The following is a 16887-nucleotide window of genomic DNA, read 5'->3' as shown; positions in this document are numbered from 1 at the left end:
TATGATATTTAGCAAGTATCGTTAGCAGGAAGTCTGTCTCCCGCCTAAGAAATCACTTGTGGTATTTTGACCCCTTGGCTATCTGAAAACCTCTGTAGACCTGTTCCAGAAGAAGTATCCTTGCCAGCTGATGGGGAAATGTCATCTTCGACATTGAAAGCTTCATGTCCGCCCTCTGCTTTACCGACGGTGCAATTCCGAAGGACGAACCTATGATGAAATTCAGCGTGGAATAGCCCCGTGTGCCGCAGTCTGTCATAGCCGCGGACAGTTCTTCGCTGGTCAGCTGTTTGCCCTCGATGCACATGGCGATGTTGTAGGCACCATTGGCGCTCAGGTACTTCTCCATCGAAGCAGCTTCGTTTTCAAGGGCAGTCTGTATCTCCTTTGCCGATGGTTCATCGGATAAACGATACTCGTTCAGTTCAACTATCTCTATCTTGCAGAAAGCACCCAGACGTTTCACGTATTCTGCCGCCGCATCACGCCAGTACTTCTCTTTCAGCTTGCCCACAGTTATAAGATTAACTCTCAGCATTAAAAGATCACCGCCCTTCCCGTGCCCTCGGGCTTTGCCGCAGTCAGGAGATAGTCTTCTCCCCGTACATAGCCGCAAAGCGCCTTGACAGCGCTGTTTTCCGCCAACTCAGGTGTGTTGTTGTGCTGACTTATGTGCCCAAGCACAAAGCTGTAAACTCCCGCTTTTACCAGCTTTTCAAGCTCTCTGCCGCAGTCGCCGTTTGAAAGATGTCCGCGCTCGGAAGCTATGCGCTGTTTCAGCTCCTCGGGATATGGACCGTATTTCAGCATTTTCGGGTCGTAGTTGGATTCCAGCAAGACAAGCCTGCACTTTTTCAGCTGTTCGTGAATATCATCGGTCACAACGCCAAGGTCGGTGCATACCGCACATTCAGCCCCGCCGGGGACAGTTATCCGATAACCACAGCTGACGGGAGTATCGTGTGGCGTTTCAAAAGCCGTCACCCCGAAACCGCAGATATCCGCTGTTTCACTGCCAAGTTCTTCCAGTCTGCATTCTTCCCAGACCTTGTCTTTCTCCGCCAGTATCTCAAGATTGCCCGCAAGGGAATAAACAGGCACTTTTAGCTTCTTTGTCAGAACTTTCAGCCCTGCGATATGGTCGGTGTGAGTATGCGTAACAAGCACCGCCCGCACTGCCGAGGTTCCTATCCCCGCATTTTCAAGAGCCGTGCATATCTTCTTGCAGCTGACACCCGCGTCAACGAGTATCCCCGACTTTTCGTCGCCTATGTAAGTGCAGTTTCCACTGCTCGATGAGAACAGGGGATACATCCTAGCCATCAAATTCCTCCTCCAGATACTTTGCCACGCCGTCTTCGGTGTTCGCCCCGATCACCTTGTCGCTTGTCTTCAAAAGTTCCTCCGCCGCGTTGCTGACGGATATACATTCGTCAGATGCCGAAAACATGGGCAGGTCGTTCAGGTTATCTCCGAAAGCGGTTATCTTTTCAAAACCATACTTTTCACGAAGGTACCTGACCCCCGATTCCTTTGAAGCTGATGCGCTGAATACCTCAAGATACCATTCGTCACCGTAAATATCGTGATAAAACGCTGTTTTCAGCGAGGGTATATTTGACAGCGCTTCCTGCATGGGCTGAAGCTTATCGAAACTGTCCAGAAAACAGAAGTATATCACATCACCGTCAAGCTCTGCGGGCTTTTCGGTGTGAATGAACGCCTTGCCGTACTTCCGAACACGCTCCTCGTAAAAATCCACCATAGCCTGATTTGTGAGCTCGCGGTACGCCGTTGACATCACGCTGCCGTTCATCAGGTATATAAAAGGGGAGAGCCCGAGTTTTTCACAAAGCCCGACGATACGCTCCACATCGTCCTGCGGCAGCTTGTTTATCACTTCGTAGTCCTTTGACACGGGGTCGTATATCAGCACCCCATTCATGAGTATCAGCGGCAGTTTTAGGTCAAGCCCTGCAAGTATCCGTCCCGCCGAACTGTAAGTCCGCGCTGTTGCGACAGTGAAGTTCATTCCTTTGGCAATAAGCCTGTTCAGGGCGTTTTTAGTGTACTCTGTGACCTCTGCGTTCCTGTCAAGAAGTGTTCCGTCAAGATCTGAGATAAATAACTGCATGGCTTCTCCTTTCGGCCGAATTGCTTGTAATCAAGATGTTTCTGATACTTTTATTGTTGACGTCTGCCTGTTTAAAATAAATTGATTAAATTTATAAAATATATACAAAATCACTTGCATTTCACACGATAATATGTTATACTTATAAAAATTTTATTAAGGAGGTATTTCTATGAAATACGTATGTGACATTTGCGGCTATATCTACGACCCTGCTGAGGGCGCACCCGATAACGGAGTGCCTGCAGGTACTAAGTGGGAAGATGTTCCCGATGATTTCGTATGTCCTCTCTGCGGAGTGAGCAAGGACAATTTCAGCCCCGAGGGATAATACCGATAACATCAATAAAGCCCCTCTGCCGCATGGCGGAGGGACTTGTTTTTATCAGCTGGTCATTTCAACGTGCTCATTATCAGGCACGATCACGCGGGTGATATCAGCGCCAAGCTCACGAAGCTTTTTGTCGATGTGCTCGTATCCGCGCTCGATGTAATGGATATTGTCGATCTCTGTCAGACCGTCAGCCGCCAGACCTGCGATTACCAATGCGGCACCTGCTCTGAGGTCGGTAGCCTGTACGGGAGCACCCTTCAATGTGGGAACACCCTGTATTATCGCAACTTTTCCGCCCTCAACGGATACATCGGCACCCATCTTGCGAAGTTCGGCAACATATCTGAATCTGTTGTTGAATATCTCCTCGGTCACCTTGCTGGTACCCTGTGCCATAGTCAGCAGTGTTGAGAACTGAGGCTGCATATCGGTAGGGAAACCGGGGTGAGGCTGAGTTTTTACAGTGGTATTCATGATAGGACCGTCCACCCATACGTGAACGCTCTCGTCGTTCTCTTCAACGCAAACGCCGCACTTGCGAAGTTTAGCGGTGATGGATTCAAGATGCTTGGGGATAACGTTAGCGATAACAACATCGCCTTTTGTAGCAGCCGCAGCCACCATATAAGTACCCGCTTCTATCTGGTCTGGGATAGTAGCGTAGGTCGTGCCGTGCAGATACTCAACGCCCCTGATCTTGATGACATCGGTGCCTGCGCCCCTGATATCAGCGCCCATGGAGTTGAGGAAATTAGCCACATCAACGATATGGGGCTCCTTGGCAGCATTCTCGATGATAGTCTGTCCCTTGGCCTTGACAGCCGCAAAGATGGCGTTCATAGTAGCGCCGACGGTAACAAAATCAAAGTAGATCTGGTTTCCGACAAGCTTGTCCGCCTTGACATAGTTAGCTCCTCTTACTACCTCATCGGTAGCGCCCAGAGCCTTGAAAGCCTTTAAATGCTGATCTATCGGTCTGTCGCCCAGATAGCAACCGCCTGGCATGGGAACGAAAGCCTCATGGAATCTTCCCAGTAAAGTGCCCAGAAAATAACTGGACGCTCTCATCGTTTCCGCCAGCTTGTAGGGGACTTTTGTGGTGTTGATGGTGCTTGTGTCGATATAAATGACACCCTCTTTTTCCATCTTCACAACTGCGCCCATGCTTTTGAGGATATCAAGACATTTAGTGATATCGCTTATAGCGGGAACGTTTTCAAGCGTACAGGGTTCATCGCATAAAATAGTAGCGGCAACCAGCGCAACTGCGGCATTTTTAGCACCGCTGATGTACACTGTGCCTTTAAGGGGGTTACCGCCCCTGATAAAGAACTTCTCCAAAATAATACACTCCTTGAGAGCCGGTAGATTGTATCTTTCTTGCCGCCCGCCGACTCCTGCAATTTTTTTAACAGCGCAATAACGCGAATGCCGACATATTGCCGACTAAAAAAATCAATACCAAGTCCTTACCGACAGCACGATACGGAGCGGCGTGCGTCCTTAATAAAAGAAAACGCCCGTGCTCTACTGTGAGAGGTGATGCCGTTCAGACAAAGCTAAAAAGCGCATTAAGCTTTTTAGACTTTCTTATTGTACCACACAATTCTCAAAAAATCAATAGGTGGTGAACCCTTTTTTTGAAAATTCGAGAAAATTTTTGTAAATTACACAAAATATCCCTATAAATATGAATTTTTCAGCTATCTATCAAGATATAAAAACAATTGTTTTGCTTGAAAACCAGTCCCGTTTTATGGACTGCTAACTCTTTATATGTGCGTTTTGTGCGTACTTGAGTACAAATTTACTCCCTGAATATCAGTACAGAAATATGTACAGCAAATTGACATCTTTTTTTGAACGACTCTTTCAGGCAGCGTTGTACGTGAATTTTACTGTATGAGCGAAATAATAAAAAATTCTATTTTGTAATAATAATTACTAAATTAATTTTTCTCCATTCGGTTTTCGGTAATTATTGCCAGAATGATGCATAAGGATATGACAAGTCGGCTTTCAAACGGATGTTCGCGACTTAACAAAATAGTCTCAAATAATTGTACTACCTGCACAATCCTACATACTGCATTTTATGCAAACATATGTTTTATAATTTAATTCAGACATATTTCTGCAAGAGTTGTACAAAAACGTACAACTTTTCGACCAAAATCACTGATAGTGAGAGGGCACTTCACCCCTGAAGTTCCTTCACGAATATCTCTTCCATTGTACGCACGATGGCAGGCAGCCGCCGATTATTACTACGGGATATGAGGCGGCGTGTTATACTGTATGATGGAAGAGAGACCGAACACACACCCAAAACATCAGAATAACCAATAAATCAAGCCGTTTTTACGCATTATTAAGCGCACTCGCACTTGCATTTATTATAAAAGTATGCTATAATTAATTGTTAATATGAAGAATTGTACCCTTTTACGGCGAGGAGGAAGCATTTTGAGGATAATGGGCATCGATCCCGGCTATGGTATAGTCGGCTACGGCGTGGTCGAATACAGCCACGGGCACTTTACTCCTATAAAGGCAGGCACCATAAAGACCCCCTCTGATATGGAGTTTCTCAAACGTTTAAGGGTGATCTATCTGGATATGCAGGGGCTTATCGAACATTACCGCCCCGATGAGATCGCGGTGGAAAAGCTGTTCTTCAACACAAATATCACTACGGGCATAGATGTTGCACAGGCAAGGGGAGTAACCCTGCTTCCTGCAGTTATGCAGAATCTTCCCGTGTATGAGTATACGCCATTGCAGGTCAAAAGCTCCATAGTCGGGTACGGCTATGCCGAGAAAAAACAGGTGCAGGAGATGGTGCGCTCAATGCTCCATTTAGCGCAGATAATCAAGCCCGATGATGCCGCAGATGCTATGGCGATAGCCATAACTCACGGTCTTTCGCTGAATACACGAAGGGTCATGGAAAAGTTTGACAAAGCGGCAAAGTGAGGTGCGCTCATGGAAAAGGATATCGGTATATGCGATGAGTGCGGAAGCAAGTACCTGCTCTCGGCATCAAAAATGAAAGGGCTCTGTCCCGAGTGTTCGCATATCCTGTACGGCTATGAGAACTGTTCCCACGTTTTCAAAGACGGCAGATGCGAAAAATGCCTGTGGGACGGCAGTGAGAGCGCATTTATAAAAAACATCAAGGAGAATGAACGATGATATATTCCGTAAGAGGAAAACTTATACATACCGAAAGCGAACTTGCGGTGGTGGAATGCGGCGGCGTGGGCTACGCCTGCAAAACTACATTCTACACCCTGCAGAAGATAGCAGGGGAGAGCGAGGTAACGCTGTACACCTACCTTGCGGTCAGGGAAAATGACGTTGACCTTTTCGGCTTTTCGTCGCAGGAGGAACTTCGCTGTTTCAAAATGCTGATAACCGTATCGGGAGTAGGTCCGAAAGCGGCGCTTTCGATACTTTCATCGAATACACCCTCGCAGTTTGCGCTTACTGTTGCCACGGGGGATTTCAAGTCCCTTACAAAAAGCAAGGGCATAGGCGCCAAGACAGCCCAGAGGATAGTGCTTGAACTGAAAGACAAGATAGCCAAGGAGAATACGATTTCCGTCCGCGGCGGTGAGACTATCGCATCGGCGGTACCCCAGGGCGGTGCCCTTGACGAAGCTATAACAGCGCTTGTAGTGCTGGGCTACTCCGAGGGTGAAGCCGCACAGGCACTTGCAGGGGCTGAACCTACTGCGACAGTTGAAGAACTGATAAAGACAGCACTTGTAAGATTGGCAAGGTTCTGAGCAATTCATAATTCATAATTGCGCGGCTGAGATGGCGCAGGTCGTTTTTTACTGCCGCAAGGTTTCGGGAGGTGATATCATGGACGAGAATTTTGAGAAATGTCAAAAGGAAGTCATAAAGGAATTTATCAGAAGACACTGGAAATTGATACGTATAATTATGGTGATGCTGTTATTGTTCTTTAGAATTTCTCCCAAATTGGACAAGATCACAAAGCCTAAAGATACCCCTGTTGCGGTGACAGTTGAATTAAGCGGAAAAGAAGACGGCGGGTATCAAGGGTATTCGTTCTATCTTGATGACAAACAGCCAATGATGGGGCTTATCGAAGGCGGGATCACATATAGAACTATCCCGATCGAACAGGAAGATTATGATTCCATGATGAATGTAGGATACGGTAAATATTCGGATCGCGACGTAACTGTCGATGGAACTGCTGTGACATATTATAAGATCACGCTGACCGATGCTTCGGGCAAAGAAAAGTACGTCAACGGAAAGGCTGCGCCGGCTTTATTGAGTTCGCTGTACTACAAGATCGGCGTTCTGAGAGACAGGTATATCAATTAGCCTAAAGTTAAAAAAGAAAGTGAACTGATGATAAAAGACAGCACTTGTAAGATTGGCAAGGTTTTGAGCAATTCATAATTGCGCGGCTGAGATGGCGCAGTTCGTTTTTTACTGCTGCAAGGTTTCGGAAGGTGATATTTATGAGAACTATGAGTAGGCTCACAAAGGAAGATGTAAAAGAAATTATTAAGCGTTTTTTCGCAAGAAATAAGCCGATTATCCTGACGGTGTTTATAATGCTTTCACTGATACTTTTAGGGATGATGCTGAATTATGCAATTACTCTCAGCACACCTGCTGCCGTTACATTGGAATACAAAAAAAGCGGAGACGACGTTTTTAAAGGGTATTCGATATATCTCGATGACGATCAGCCTACGATGGGTATTCTCAAAGACGGCGAGATCTGTAAAACTATCCCCATTGAGCGTGAGGAGTATAATACCATCATGGCTATAGATTACAAAAACGGTCTCAGAACTCAAGTTGATCTATGCGGAGCGCTCGGTAACGCCCCTGTAAAGGTAACGGTGAAAGATCATATGGGCAGAGAAACAGTTACCGATGATTACATACTTTCATTGGAAATGAAACTTAGCGATCTGATCAAAAAGTATGGTAAAAATTGATGACAGAGTTTAAAAGGGAAGTGAACTGATGATAGAAGAATCCGATTTCGATTATGAACGCCTGGTTTCTCCTAAGGAGACCGAGCAGGAAACTACGGACGATTTTGAGATAAGTCTCCGACCTCTCACTCTTGCCGAGTATATCGGTCAGGAAAAGGTCAAGGAGAACATGAAAATATATATAGATGCGGCAAAGCGCCGCGGCGACAGCTTAGACCATGTGCTGTTATACGGCCCTCCCGGTCTTGGCAAGACCACCCTTGCGAATATCATAGCCCACGAGATGGGTGTGAATATCCGCACGACGTCGGGACCTGCCATTGAAAAGCCCGGCGACCTGGCGGCACTTCTCACCAACCTTGAAAAGGGAGATGTGCTTTTCATCGACGAGATACACCGTCTTTCGCGTCAGGTGGAGGAGATACTCTACCCCGCCATGGAGGACTATGCTCTCGATATAATCATGGGCAAGGGACCCGCGGCAAGGTCTATCAGGATAGAGATTGAAAAGTTCACGCTGATAGGCGCCACGACCCGCTCGGGACAGCTTTCGGCGCCGCTGAGAGACCGTTTCGGTATGCTGATGCACATGGAGATGTACTCGGTGGAAGAACTTGCGGATATCGTAAAGCGTTCCGCAACAATACTGGGTGTTGCCTGCGATGATGACGGTGCAACCGAGATAGCCGCCCGCGCAAGGTGTACCCCACGAATAGCAAACCGCTATCTGAAGCGTGTGCGCGATTTTGCTGAAGTAATCGGCAACGGACGTATAACGCAGGATATCGCAAAGATAGCACTGAACCGCATGGAAGTCGATAAGCTGGGGCTTGACAGCCTTGACAGGCGTTTGCTTGAAATGATAATCAAGGGGTACAACGGAGGTCCTGTGGGGCTTTCGACCTTAGCGGCAGCGATAGGCGAAGAAGCAGTCACTCTTGAAGATGTATGCGAGCCTTATCTGATGCAGCTGGGATTTCTGGCAAAGACCCCCCGCGGGCGCTGTGCGACTCAGCTGGCATATGACCATCTGGGGATACTGAAAAACGGGCAGACGCATTTTTAATTCATAATTCACAATTCATAATTCATAATTGTTGGCATGACGGTAAAGTAGCAGGGCTTAGGATAGAATGCCAAGGAGAAGAGCTTTGGGTCAAGCCTTTCGCGAAAGGCTTGCGGGATGTTTGCACAGTCTACTTTGTTGACTGTTGGCAGAGCCCTCATTCACCAAGGCGCAAAACCAAAATGCATAGCAAACAATAAGAGAAAAAAGCGCGGGCAATATCCAATTCCGAGCGTGAGCAATCCTATAACATACGCACAAACTAAGTGCGGATAATATTGCCCGCGCCCGAAATCGGACAGCGAAGCGAATCCGATTTCTCGACCCGAGGGTGCTGCCGACGCAGTCGCAGCTGAGGGGCGTCCTGTCAACCGCAGTTAAAATACTTACGCTGATACCATTGTGTATAGCGGGAGATACTTAATTCGCTGATGTGAGGAGGGTGCGCGGTGGAGATAGTTTCTGTATGTGCGGAAAACGCCGAGGACTTCGGCAGGGTGATATGCGATGCTTGGGGCGAAACTTACCGCGGTTTGATACCAGATGAGATACTCGATGGGCGCAGGGCTGAACGGTGGACAGAAAGAGCAAGGCTCTCTCCCGAAAATAAGTTTATAGCCTATGCAGAAGGCGAAGCCGCAGGCGCGGTAGGCTTTCTGCCGCGGGCAAGGGATTTCTGCACCTGTGAGGAAGGCGGCGAGATAGTTGCACTGTATGTGCTGAAAAAATTTCAGCGCAAAGGTGTCGGCAAGGCGCTTATGGAAAGGGCTTTCAATGAAATGACAGCGCGGAGGGTCACGCTTTTTGTGCTGAAAGGCAATGTGAATGCGATAGATTTCTACAAGCATATGGGCTTTGAGTTCACGGGAAAAGTGCTGGACGAAAACGGCATGACAGAACTTGAAATGCTGAAATCGTTTTGAGATATCTGAAAGGAGCAAAAATGCCTTCCGCTCAACTAAAAAAAACAAAAAAACTTGTGCGCATACCCGTGGCTATTATCATCGGCGGACAGGGAGTGTGAAAGTTTCATTACCATGAGAGGTAAAACATATTATACAGCAAAGAAAGTCACGGGGGCGGCATGGGCTGTACTGCTTTTTCCGCTGATGTGGCATATAGTATCGTCGTACATGATGGCAAACAGTGTGAATGATGTTGATCCTGAAAACTACGGGTGGATACTTCTGGCAGGCAAAGCTGTTGCGCTGAGCGCGGCGGGAGTAAGCTTCATACTGGCGGTCATCGGCGGTGTGCTTTCAGGAATGTCGGTGAAAAGGAAAGACATCGGCGCAGGAAAGCTTTTGGCGGCTGACATCGTACTTGCCTTGATAACAGGTGCGGTGATAGGCGTTATGATATGGTACATAATGTTTTTCAAAACTATCGGCGTACTGTGAAACAGTACACTTAAAATGCAAATAACGGGAGAAATTCCCGATCATATATTTGGAAGAATAAATTATTTATAAGGAGAAAAGAGTAAGATGGGCAGATTATTTGGTACAGACGGCGCAAGAGGTGTAGCTATAACAGAGCTTACAGTGGAGAGGGCTACACAGATAGGTAAAGCGGCGGCTCTGGTACTGGCAAAGGACTGCGGTCACAGACCCAAGATAATAATAGGCAAGGATACCCGTATATCGGGCGATATACTGGAAGCGGCGCTCTGCGCGGGCATATGCTCGGTGGGTGCGGATGCTGTACTGCTGGGGGTAGTTCCTACTCCTGCGGTGGCTATGCTGGTAAAAAAATACAATGCTGATGCGGGAGTGATGATATCCGCTTCACATAACTCAGTGGAATTCAACGGTATAAAGCTGTTCTCGGGCGAGGGCTTCAAGCTTCCCGACGATGTTGAGAACGAGATAGAGGCGCTTATACTCGATACTCCCGAGGAGATGGAGAAAAATCTCAGCGAGGGCGTAAATGTAGGCAGAATGAAAGTCTGCGGTGATGCAGTGAACGATTATATCGCCCATGTTAAGAGCACCGTTGATGTTGACTTCAAGGGCATAAAGGTATGTCTTGACTGTGCAAACGGTTCTTCCAGCGTATGCGCACAGAAGATATTTGAGGGTCTTGGCGCTGAGGTAGTAATGACCAACGACAAGCCCGACGGCACTAACATCAATGAAAAGTGCGGTTCAACACACATGGAGGGTCTGAAAAAGGCTGTTGTGGAGAATGGCTGCGATGTAGGTCTTGCATTTGACGGCGATGCTGACAGATGTCTTGCAGTAGACGAAAACGGAGAGCTTATCGACGGCGACAAGCTGCTGGCTATATTCTCGAAGTTCATGAAAGGCGAGGGCACTCTGAAAAACGACTGCTGTGTTGTTACAGTAATGTCGAATCTGGGATTTTTCAAATTCGCTGAAAAAGAGGGCGTAGTTACTGCTACTACAAAGGTCGGTGACAGATATGTTCTTGAAGAGATGCAGAAGAACGGTCACAACATAGGCGGTGAGCAATCGGGACACATCATACTTCTCGACCATGCCAACACAGGCGACGGCGAGATGACAGGTGCTATGTTCTTACAGATAATGGCAAAAACAGGCAAAAAGGCAAGCGAGCTGGCATCAGTTATGGAATGTTATCCCCAGGTGCTTGTGAATGTCAAGATAACTGCCGACAAGAAAGGCAAGTGGGATACTGTACCCGAGATAACCGACGCAATAAAGATGTACGGAGAAAAACTTGGCGGCGACGGACGCATACTCGTAAGAGAATCGGGTACCGAGCCACTGGTAAGAGTTATGATAGAGGGCAAGGAAGAAGCTGTTATAACCGAGTACGCTAACAGCATTGCTGCGCTTGTAGAGAGAATGTAAAGTTTTTCGCCTTTACGAAGCGGCTTTGTTGTGGGCGGGCGGGTGGGGCTTTCCTTGTGTTAAAGAAAAGATACCCCCGCAGTTCTGCGGCGATCTAAGGAGCGTGGACCTATGGAGCTTACCTATGAAAAATTCCTGCGGATATTTGAGAATGCCGATAAGATAAATGTGGACGAGACCACGTTCTATTTTGACGATGATCCCGAAGAACAGGAGCATTATCTCGGCTGGATAGGCGGTCAGGATAAGCCCTACTGGGTCGGCTACTGCGATATTACCGACGGATGCGAGTATTCTTCTGCCGAGGAAATGTTCACGGCGAAGATCTATGACGGCAGATCACTGAAAGAACGCTGGGAACACGCTGTAATATGCAATATCGGCGGCATAGATGCCGAAACATGGCTGAGTTACTGCGGCGATAAGTTTTAGGGTGATAAGATGAGATTTGATTACTGCCCCTTCTGCGGGGAAAAGACCATACTCAAAAAGATAGGTGACGAGGGCGATATACCCTACTGCGAAAAGTGCAGCCGTCCCCTGTTTGATATGTTTTCCACCTGTGTGCTGAACGTGGTGGTCAATGAATATAACGAGGTACTGCTCATAAGGCAGAGCTACGGCGATACATCGAGGTATGTGGGCGTTGCGGGCTTTATGAAAGTGGGGGAGACCCCCGAAGAAGCAGGCGCAAGAGAAGTTCTTGAAGAAACGGGGCTTGCTCCTGAAAGCGTGACCTACATAGACAGCGCATTTTACGAGGGCAGAGATCAGCTGATGCTGGGATTTCTTGCAAGAGTAAAAAAGGCTGATACCAATATCTCCGGGGAACTGCTTGAAGCTAAGTGGTTCACCTTTGACGAAGCTGTAAATACCGTCCGTGAGGGCAGTATAATACAGAGGTTCATCAAAAGCGCGGGAGAGAAGATGAAGAAATGATTGGATACTTTATTGAATTATCGTCGATGGGCAGCACTATCTGTTATGTAAGCATAAGAATGTGGCTGTTCATCATTCTGCTGATCATCCTGCCTTTATATATTATTGCGCTGATAATGGCGGAATACAAGAAGCGCAGACCATCGGCACCCAAAAACGAAAAACACAAAAATGACAAAGAACTCACATCTCTTGAAGATGTCAGCAAGTATTTCGATATAGATATCACCGAAACGGATACCCACTTTCTTGTGGGAGTAAAGCGCAGGTCTGATGGTGAGGAAATGTGGGATAGTTTTGATTACGGCGGGGATATGTGGTTCCAAAGAGGGATAGGCGGCACTTTTCCTCATTACATGGAACGGCTTTACGGGTTCGAGGTCGGTTTTGAAGATCATAAATATACACTGAAAAAGGACACTTATAAAAAATCAAGCCTCGACGAAAAAGACCCCGACACGAACGATGTACGCTTCTGGATAGAGCTGTTCATTTTCGAGAACAGGCGTTGGTTCAGATATTCCGACTGGAAGCCCCATGAAAGAGGCACAGAAAACTGATATTCACAGACAGCGCTGAAAAGGAGATGGGATAGTATGATAATGTTATATCTGATGCTTGGTATGGCACCTGTGTGTATCATCTATATGATAGTTTCATCGTCAAAGCGGTACTCGGTGACGGAAAGTGCAAAGATGGCAGGGGGTGTGGTGTTCAGACACAAAGACCCTGCACTGTTGAGTAAAGTCTGGTATAGTCTGGTATGGATACTGATAACGGGTGCGAACCTGCTTCTGAACATGAAAAGGCTCGGATACGGCAGAGGGTACGGAAGCTATTCTTCGCAAAGACAGGTCATCTTTTACGGGATAGCACTGGTGATCTATGTAATGATCTTCATATTCTCGATACAGCAGTATCTGAAGTATAACGAGTTCAGACTATGTCCGCACTGTTTCTACCTTGGCGGTACAAAATACGACAGGAAACATTATACCTATTCCCTCGACGGCGAAGAAGTGGTATTCACATCAGGTCGTACTGAAAAGCGTATAACAGTACCCGAAAAGAAGAGAAAAGAAGTACTTAGCATTCTTGGAAAGTATTATACTAAAAGTGAGAATGGATAGATAGTATGAAAATATTGATATATATCATGCCGTTGCTTTTGATCGTTTATCTCATCTGTATTACAGTAGATATATCGAAAAGAAGCAAAGGAATGAAAGATGCTGAAATTGCAGGCGGTGTGTCGTTCAGGCATAAGTATCCCGAATTTGTGAAAGCACTGTGGATATCAATTTTAGGAATACCGCTAACAGGAACTGTTGTTTTTATGGAATTATATGGACGTGATGTTGCTGACTTGACACTTAAAAATATAGGGATGATATCATCCTTAGGTACATTGACGGGATTCTATGTTATTGGTTTGATAGACTGGCTGATAGTTTATTTCAAGTATAACGAGTTCAGGCTTTGCAATGACTGTTTCTATCTTGGCGGACAGAAATACGATCGTAAAAAGTACAGCTATGCCCTTGAAGATGATAATGTGATATTCAGTGCAAAGCGCGGGCAGGATTTAAAAATAGCAGTTCCCGAAGACAAGAGAAAAGAAGTACTTAGCATTCTGGAAAAGTACTATACCAAAAGTTAGATCGGCTGACACAAACATCTTTTTGTAAAGCCGAAAAAGGAGCAAGTTTATGATAGTGCTGGTATTGCTGTTTATATTTATAGCAGGTGTCGAGTTCATCGGACTGGTAGTTTCATCACTCAGGCGGACATCGGTAACCAAGGCAAGCAGTAATTTGGGAATCGTGGTCTTCTTTCACAAGGATCCTGAACTATATAAAGCTGCTAAGCTGAATTTCGGCATAACAATGTTTACCTGTGCTGTATTTTTTATGAACAGTATGTTCAGATGGGACGATTTCGTAGTTGAAAATGCAGGAATGCTGTATATTCCTGTGCTGATACTGGAGATAGCAGATCTGTTTTATACGCTGGATCAGTATAACAAGTTTGATGAGTTCAGGCTGTGTGAAGATAAGTTCTACCTTGGCGGTGTGAAGTACGATCTGAGAAAGTACATCTATGCTATTATCGATGATACATTGATATTCAGAAATGATCGCCACAATGACATCAGGATAAAGATACCCCCTGCCAGGATCCCCGAAGCAGAGGCTATACTGGAAAGGTATTACCACAGAATGTTGACGCGGAGGTAATGAATGATATGGAAGAAGTAGTAAGTTTGTTATTTGATCTGCTGTACATACTGCTTATTCTGCCGATGCTGATACAGCCAATCGTGCTGTTTGTATCATCGTCAAAGCGGTTCAGGGGAATGAAAGCTACAATGAATGAAGATGGCGTGGCTTTTGATTGTAAAGACCCCGATCTTGTAAAGGGAGTGAAGCAGAATCTCGCTTTTTTACTGATAACGATCGTCATATTTGTGATGAACAGTATCTTTAGATGGGAGGATTTTTTAGCAAGATACGGAGCATTATTTTATACTGTCGTGCTGGTGCCGACAGTCGTGAATTTCCTGTTCGCAAGGGAACTGAATAACAGGTATGAGGGATTCATGCTTTGTGAAGACTGCTTCTATCTTGGCGGTATGAAATACGATCTGAAGAAGTTCATCTATACTGTTGACGGTGATACATTGATATTCAGAGGCAATCGCACAAATAAAAAGATAAAGGTGCCCGAAGACAAGCTTCCGGAGATCGTGGATATACTGGAAAGGTACTACCACGGAGATACATTGTCGCTCCCACAGTCTGTACTTCCTGTCGACACGCAGAATGACGATAAGCAGGTACTTATCGAGGTCGAAGATGATTTCGTCATAGATATCACCGAACGTGAAACTGTCTATGTGATAAAAGTCACCAGAAGATCAGACGGCAAAGACATGGCGCTGACCATGGCGATATGCGAATTTGCGAAGTACATGGAATGGTGGTATGACACCAAGGCAGAATACGCCGAGGGCGGTGCTGCGGTGGAGAAAAAATGTGATATAGACGAGATGCGGCTGCGCATGAGAATGTATCTGTTCGAGCACAGGAATGTCTTTTTAAATTGAACGGAGGAAAGCAAATGATCTACACTGACATGACGAGAAAAGCCATGGGCATAATGTTTGAAGCCCACAAGGATCAGATGGACAAGAGCGGTGTGCCCTACGTCTTCCACCCGTGGCACGTTGCCGAACAGATGGTGACGGAGGAAAGCTGCTGCGCGGCACTTCTTCATGACGTTATCGAAGATACCGATGTCACAGCCGCTGACCTGCTGAAAGCGGGTATAAGTGAGGAAGTCATCAAAGCGGTGGAGATGCTTACCCACGATGATGATGAACCCTATCTCGAATATGTAGCGAGGATAAAGAATGATCCCATAGCGCGGGCTGTAAAGCTTGCAGACCTCACACATAACAGCGATACCACAAGATTTAACAGACCCATGACTGATAAGGACAGGGCAAGGCTTGAAAAGTATAAAAAGGCTGTATCTATATTAAATAATTAGAAAAAATAGAGAACGGAAGATAACATATGTATATGTACATTTTTATAGCTCTGGTCATCTTTATGATAATAGCCATGATAAGAGCATGGTCAAAGAATATGAAAACTGTCCGCTCGGCGGAAAACAAGGCAAGGCTGAGGATCTTCTCTAAGAAGTCGCTTATAATGTCTACCATCTGGCTGGCGATAACATTATTCAGCATTATCGTGAATACAGTAAAGCTTTTTAACGCTATCGCTCAGCAGGATAATTATATTGCAGATCATACTTATATGAGAAAAACTGCATGGGGCAGTGAGATAAAGGAAACCGTAACATCGACTCCTTTTGATGACGTAGTAAAAGATCTCAGGCTCAGTTTGGTATTTTTCGCTTTGATGCTGTTGTTATATATTCTGTACAACCTCAGTACAAACAGCTCCTATATCACCGAAAAGGGTATTTTTCACGGTGTACGCAATTACAGACCCGATGAAATAAAATATATCATGGAGGATGATATGGAAAAACCTGTACTTATATACAGGAGGACCAATAAAGAGTTTATTGTCAGGAAAGTATCTGATACCAAGCGCTGTCGTGAGATAATTACGGAATATTATAAAAACGCAAAGTATTATTCAGAGCATCAAGGGCTTAAATACGGCAGCGAAGAATGATAAGACGATAACTGACGAATGACAGACTTCGGTCACGGAGGTGTTTATGGGACTTAAATTGTTCGTGGACGACACAAGAGATTTTCCGAAAGGCTATGAGTGTGTGCGAAGTTATGATGACTGCATAATGTATTTCAGGCTGTTCGGGGATTTTGACCATGTGAGCCTTGACTATCATCTCGGTGAAGAACACACAGGGCTTGACATACTGAAATGGATGAAAGAAAACGGCAAAGAACCTAAGCATATCAATATCCACAGCAACCATATCGTCGGTATGAGAGAGATGAAAAAGTACGCCGAGGAGAATTTCAAAAACTCGGTTATAACTATGAATACGCTTTACAAATAATAGTATCGCTTGCGGCGATA

General features: G+C 45.9%; 24 protein-coding genes. 20 read left to right on the top strand and 4 right to left on the bottom strand.

The features are described 5' to 3' along the window. Positions 1-52: 52 nt before the first annotated feature. The 3 genes from rlmH to N773_RS0108915 are packed head-to-tail and all read right to left on the bottom strand — an operon-like array spanning position 53 to position 2134. Positions 53-538: a 23S rRNA (pseudouridine(1915)-N(3))-methyltransferase RlmH gene (rlmH, locus tag N773_RS0108925; protein WP_024857476.1), complete on the bottom strand. Its 486-nt coding sequence runs from the start codon at positions 536-538 to the stop codon at positions 53-55. Then, complete coding sequence (locus N773_RS0108920; RefSeq protein ID WP_024857475.1) at positions 538-1323, bottom strand: MBL fold metallo-hydrolase; 786 nt, start codon at positions 1321-1323, stop codon at positions 538-540. The genes rlmH and N773_RS0108920 overlap by 1 nt, the downstream gene beginning before the upstream one ends. Beyond that, on the bottom strand, positions 1316-2134 hold the full coding sequence (locus N773_RS0108915) for an HAD family hydrolase (RefSeq protein ID WP_024857474.1): 819 nt from the start codon (positions 2132-2134) through the stop codon (positions 1316-1318). The genes N773_RS0108920 and N773_RS0108915 overlap by 8 nt, the downstream gene beginning before the upstream one ends. 172 nt (positions 2135-2306) lie before the next feature. On the opposite strand from N773_RS0108915, the gene rd reads away from it, so the two are divergent. Then, on the top strand, positions 2307-2465 hold the full coding sequence (gene rd, locus N773_RS21830; RefSeq protein ID WP_024857473.1) for a rubredoxin: 159 nt from the start codon (positions 2307-2309) through the stop codon (positions 2463-2465). Between the two features lie 54 nt (positions 2466-2519). On the opposite strand, the gene N773_RS0108905 is transcribed toward rd, so the two are convergent. After that, complete coding sequence (locus N773_RS0108905) at positions 2520-3809, bottom strand: UDP-N-acetylglucosamine 1-carboxyvinyltransferase (protein ID WP_024857472.1); 1290 nt, start codon at positions 3807-3809, stop codon at positions 2520-2522. 1134 nt (positions 3810-4943) lie between these two features. Between N773_RS0108905 and ruvC the strand changes: the two genes are divergently transcribed. From ruvC to N773_RS0108810, 19 genes are all read left to right on the top strand, one after another. After that, positions 4944-5444 carry a crossover junction endodeoxyribonuclease RuvC gene (gene ruvC, locus N773_RS0108900; protein ID WP_431602479.1) on the top strand — a complete coding sequence of 167 codons (501 nt, stop codon included), beginning with the start codon at positions 4944-4946 and terminating at the stop codon, positions 5442-5444. Between the two features lie 9 nt (positions 5445-5453). Continuing rightward, complete coding sequence (locus N773_RS0108895; RefSeq protein ID WP_024857470.1) at positions 5454-5663, top strand: hypothetical protein; 210 nt, start codon at positions 5454-5456, stop codon at positions 5661-5663. Further along, positions 5660-6259, top strand: a complete 600-nt coding sequence (gene ruvA, locus N773_RS0108890) for a Holliday junction branch migration protein RuvA (RefSeq protein WP_024857469.1) — start codon at positions 5660-5662, stop codon at positions 6257-6259. The genes N773_RS0108895 and ruvA overlap by 4 nt, the downstream gene beginning before the upstream one ends. A gap of 79 nt (positions 6260-6338) precedes the next feature. Continuing rightward, positions 6339-6833, top strand: a complete 495-nt coding sequence (locus tag N773_RS0108885; RefSeq protein WP_024857468.1) for a hypothetical protein — start codon at positions 6339-6341, stop codon at positions 6831-6833. A gap of 140 nt (positions 6834-6973) precedes the next feature. Beyond that, complete coding sequence (locus N773_RS0108880; protein ID WP_024857467.1) at positions 6974-7462, top strand: hypothetical protein; 489 nt, start codon at positions 6974-6976, stop codon at positions 7460-7462. Between the two features lie 28 nt (positions 7463-7490). After that, on the top strand, positions 7491-8528 hold the full coding sequence (ruvB, locus tag N773_RS0108875; RefSeq protein ID WP_024857466.1) for a Holliday junction branch migration DNA helicase RuvB: 1038 nt from the start codon (positions 7491-7493) through the stop codon (positions 8526-8528). A gap of 449 nt (positions 8529-8977) precedes the next feature. Beyond that, entirely contained in the window at positions 8978-9451 is a 474-nt protein-coding gene (locus tag N773_RS0108870) for a GNAT family N-acetyltransferase (protein WP_024857465.1), read from the top strand. A 114-nt stretch (positions 9452-9565) separates the two neighbouring features. Next, entirely contained in the window at positions 9566-9928 is a 363-nt protein-coding gene (locus N773_RS0108865; protein WP_024857464.1) for a hypothetical protein, read from the top strand. Between the two features lie 87 nt (positions 9929-10015). After that, positions 10016-11365, top strand: a complete 1350-nt coding sequence (gene glmM, locus N773_RS0108860) for a phosphoglucosamine mutase (RefSeq protein WP_024857463.1) — start codon at positions 10016-10018, stop codon at positions 11363-11365. 111 nt (positions 11366-11476) lie between these two features. Beyond that, complete coding sequence (locus N773_RS0108855; RefSeq protein ID WP_024857462.1) at positions 11477-11797, top strand: hypothetical protein; 321 nt, start codon at positions 11477-11479, stop codon at positions 11795-11797. A gap of 9 nt (positions 11798-11806) precedes the next feature. Further along, on the top strand, positions 11807-12304 hold the full coding sequence (locus tag N773_RS0108850; protein ID WP_024857461.1) for an NAD(+) diphosphatase: 498 nt from the start codon (positions 11807-11809) through the stop codon (positions 12302-12304). Between the two features lie 26 nt (positions 12305-12330). Next, the gene (locus tag N773_RS0108845) at positions 12331-12864 is read left to right on the top strand and encodes a hypothetical protein (RefSeq protein WP_196231623.1); all 534 of its coding nucleotides are present in this window, start codon (positions 12331-12333) and stop codon (positions 12862-12864) included. A gap of 36 nt (positions 12865-12900) precedes the next feature. Next, complete coding sequence (locus N773_RS0108840; RefSeq protein ID WP_024857459.1) at positions 12901-13434, top strand: hypothetical protein; 534 nt, start codon at positions 12901-12903, stop codon at positions 13432-13434. A 92-nt stretch (positions 13435-13526) separates the two neighbouring features. Then, positions 13527-13964, top strand: a complete 438-nt coding sequence (locus N773_RS0108835) for a hypothetical protein (RefSeq protein ID WP_196231622.1) — start codon at positions 13527-13529, stop codon at positions 13962-13964. A 49-nt stretch (positions 13965-14013) separates the two neighbouring features. Next, a complete protein-coding gene (locus N773_RS0108830) occupies positions 14014-14541 on the top strand; it encodes a hypothetical protein (protein WP_024857457.1) in 528 nt (175 codons plus the stop codon). 8 nt (positions 14542-14549) lie between these two features. Continuing rightward, positions 14550-15410 carry a hypothetical protein gene (locus N773_RS22895; protein ID WP_242840371.1) on the top strand — a complete coding sequence of 287 codons (861 nt, stop codon included), beginning with the start codon at positions 14550-14552 and terminating at the stop codon, positions 15408-15410. 14 nt (positions 15411-15424) lie between these two features. Further along, positions 15425-15856 (top strand): HD domain-containing protein, encoded by a 432-nt coding sequence (locus tag N773_RS0108820; protein WP_024857455.1) that lies wholly within the window; start codon positions 15425-15427, stop codon positions 15854-15856. Positions 15857-15888: 32 nt separating this feature from the next. Next, the gene (locus N773_RS0108815) at positions 15889-16515 is read left to right on the top strand and encodes a hypothetical protein (RefSeq protein WP_196231621.1); all 627 of its coding nucleotides are present in this window, start codon (positions 15889-15891) and stop codon (positions 16513-16515) included. 46 nt (positions 16516-16561) lie between these two features. Then, positions 16562-16867, top strand: coding sequence for a cyclic-phosphate processing receiver domain-containing protein (locus N773_RS0108810; protein WP_024857453.1), 306 nt, complete (start codon positions 16562-16564; stop codon positions 16865-16867). The last annotated feature ends 20 nt before the right edge of the window (positions 16868-16887 follow it).

Origin of the sequence: Ruminococcus albus AD2013, assembly GCF_000526775.1 — a bacterium.
Taxonomy (GTDB): Bacteria; Bacillota; Clostridia; order Oscillospirales; family Ruminococcaceae; genus Hominimerdicola; species Hominimerdicola alba_A.
The sequence above is the reverse complement of the archived record's forward strand: the minus strand, read 5'-3'. Positions and strand labels throughout refer to the sequence as shown.

What these genes read in the sequence shown, in the direction of transcription:
- rlmH (WP_024857476.1), bottom strand. Translation starts at nt 538, where the DNA reads ATGCTGAGAGTTAATCTTATAACTGTGGGCAAGCTGAAAGAGAAGTAC.
- N773_RS0108920 (WP_024857475.1), bottom strand. Translation starts at nt 1,323, where the DNA reads ATGGCTAGGATGTATCCCCTGTTCTCATCGAGCAGTGGAAACTGCACT.
- N773_RS0108915 (WP_024857474.1), bottom strand. Translation starts at nt 2,134, where the DNA reads ATGCAGTTATTTATCTCAGATCTTGACGGAACACTTCTTGACAGGAAC.
- rd (WP_024857473.1), top strand. Translation starts at nt 2,307, where the DNA reads ATGAAATACGTATGTGACATTTGCGGCTATATCTACGACCCTGCTGAG.
- ruvC (WP_431602479.1), top strand. Translation starts at nt 4,944, where the DNA reads ATGGGCATCGATCCCGGCTATGGTATAGTCGGCTACGGCGTGGTCGAA.
- N773_RS0108895 (WP_024857470.1), top strand. Translation starts at nt 5,454, where the DNA reads ATGGAAAAGGATATCGGTATATGCGATGAGTGCGGAAGCAAGTACCTG.
- ruvA (WP_024857469.1), top strand. Translation starts at nt 5,660, where the DNA reads ATGATATATTCCGTAAGAGGAAAACTTATACATACCGAAAGCGAACTT.
- N773_RS0108885 (WP_024857468.1), top strand. Translation starts at nt 6,339, where the DNA reads ATGGACGAGAATTTTGAGAAATGTCAAAAGGAAGTCATAAAGGAATTT.
- N773_RS0108880 (WP_024857467.1), top strand. Translation starts at nt 6,974, where the DNA reads ATGAGAACTATGAGTAGGCTCACAAAGGAAGATGTAAAAGAAATTATT.
- ruvB (WP_024857466.1), top strand. Translation starts at nt 7,491, where the DNA reads ATGATAGAAGAATCCGATTTCGATTATGAACGCCTGGTTTCTCCTAAG.
- N773_RS0108865 (WP_024857464.1), top strand. Translation starts at nt 9,566, where the DNA reads ATGAGAGGTAAAACATATTATACAGCAAAGAAAGTCACGGGGGCGGCA.
- glmM (WP_024857463.1), top strand. Translation starts at nt 10,016, where the DNA reads ATGGGCAGATTATTTGGTACAGACGGCGCAAGAGGTGTAGCTATAACA.
- N773_RS0108855 (WP_024857462.1), top strand. Translation starts at nt 11,477, where the DNA reads ATGGAGCTTACCTATGAAAAATTCCTGCGGATATTTGAGAATGCCGAT.
- N773_RS0108850 (WP_024857461.1), top strand. Translation starts at nt 11,807, where the DNA reads ATGAGATTTGATTACTGCCCCTTCTGCGGGGAAAAGACCATACTCAAA.
- N773_RS0108845 (WP_196231623.1), top strand. Translation starts at nt 12,331, where the DNA reads ATGGGCAGCACTATCTGTTATGTAAGCATAAGAATGTGGCTGTTCATC.
- N773_RS0108840 (WP_024857459.1), top strand. Translation starts at nt 12,901, where the DNA reads ATGATAATGTTATATCTGATGCTTGGTATGGCACCTGTGTGTATCATC.
- N773_RS0108835 (WP_196231622.1), top strand. Translation starts at nt 13,527, where the DNA reads ATGAAAGATGCTGAAATTGCAGGCGGTGTGTCGTTCAGGCATAAGTAT.
- N773_RS0108830 (WP_024857457.1), top strand. Translation starts at nt 14,014, where the DNA reads ATGATAGTGCTGGTATTGCTGTTTATATTTATAGCAGGTGTCGAGTTC.
- N773_RS22895 (WP_242840371.1), top strand. Translation starts at nt 14,550, where the DNA reads ATGGAAGAAGTAGTAAGTTTGTTATTTGATCTGCTGTACATACTGCTT.
- N773_RS0108820 (WP_024857455.1), top strand. Translation starts at nt 15,425, where the DNA reads ATGATCTACACTGACATGACGAGAAAAGCCATGGGCATAATGTTTGAA.
- N773_RS0108815 (WP_196231621.1), top strand. Translation starts at nt 15,889, where the DNA reads ATGTACATTTTTATAGCTCTGGTCATCTTTATGATAATAGCCATGATA.
- N773_RS0108810 (WP_024857453.1), top strand. Translation starts at nt 16,562, where the DNA reads ATGGGACTTAAATTGTTCGTGGACGACACAAGAGATTTTCCGAAAGGC.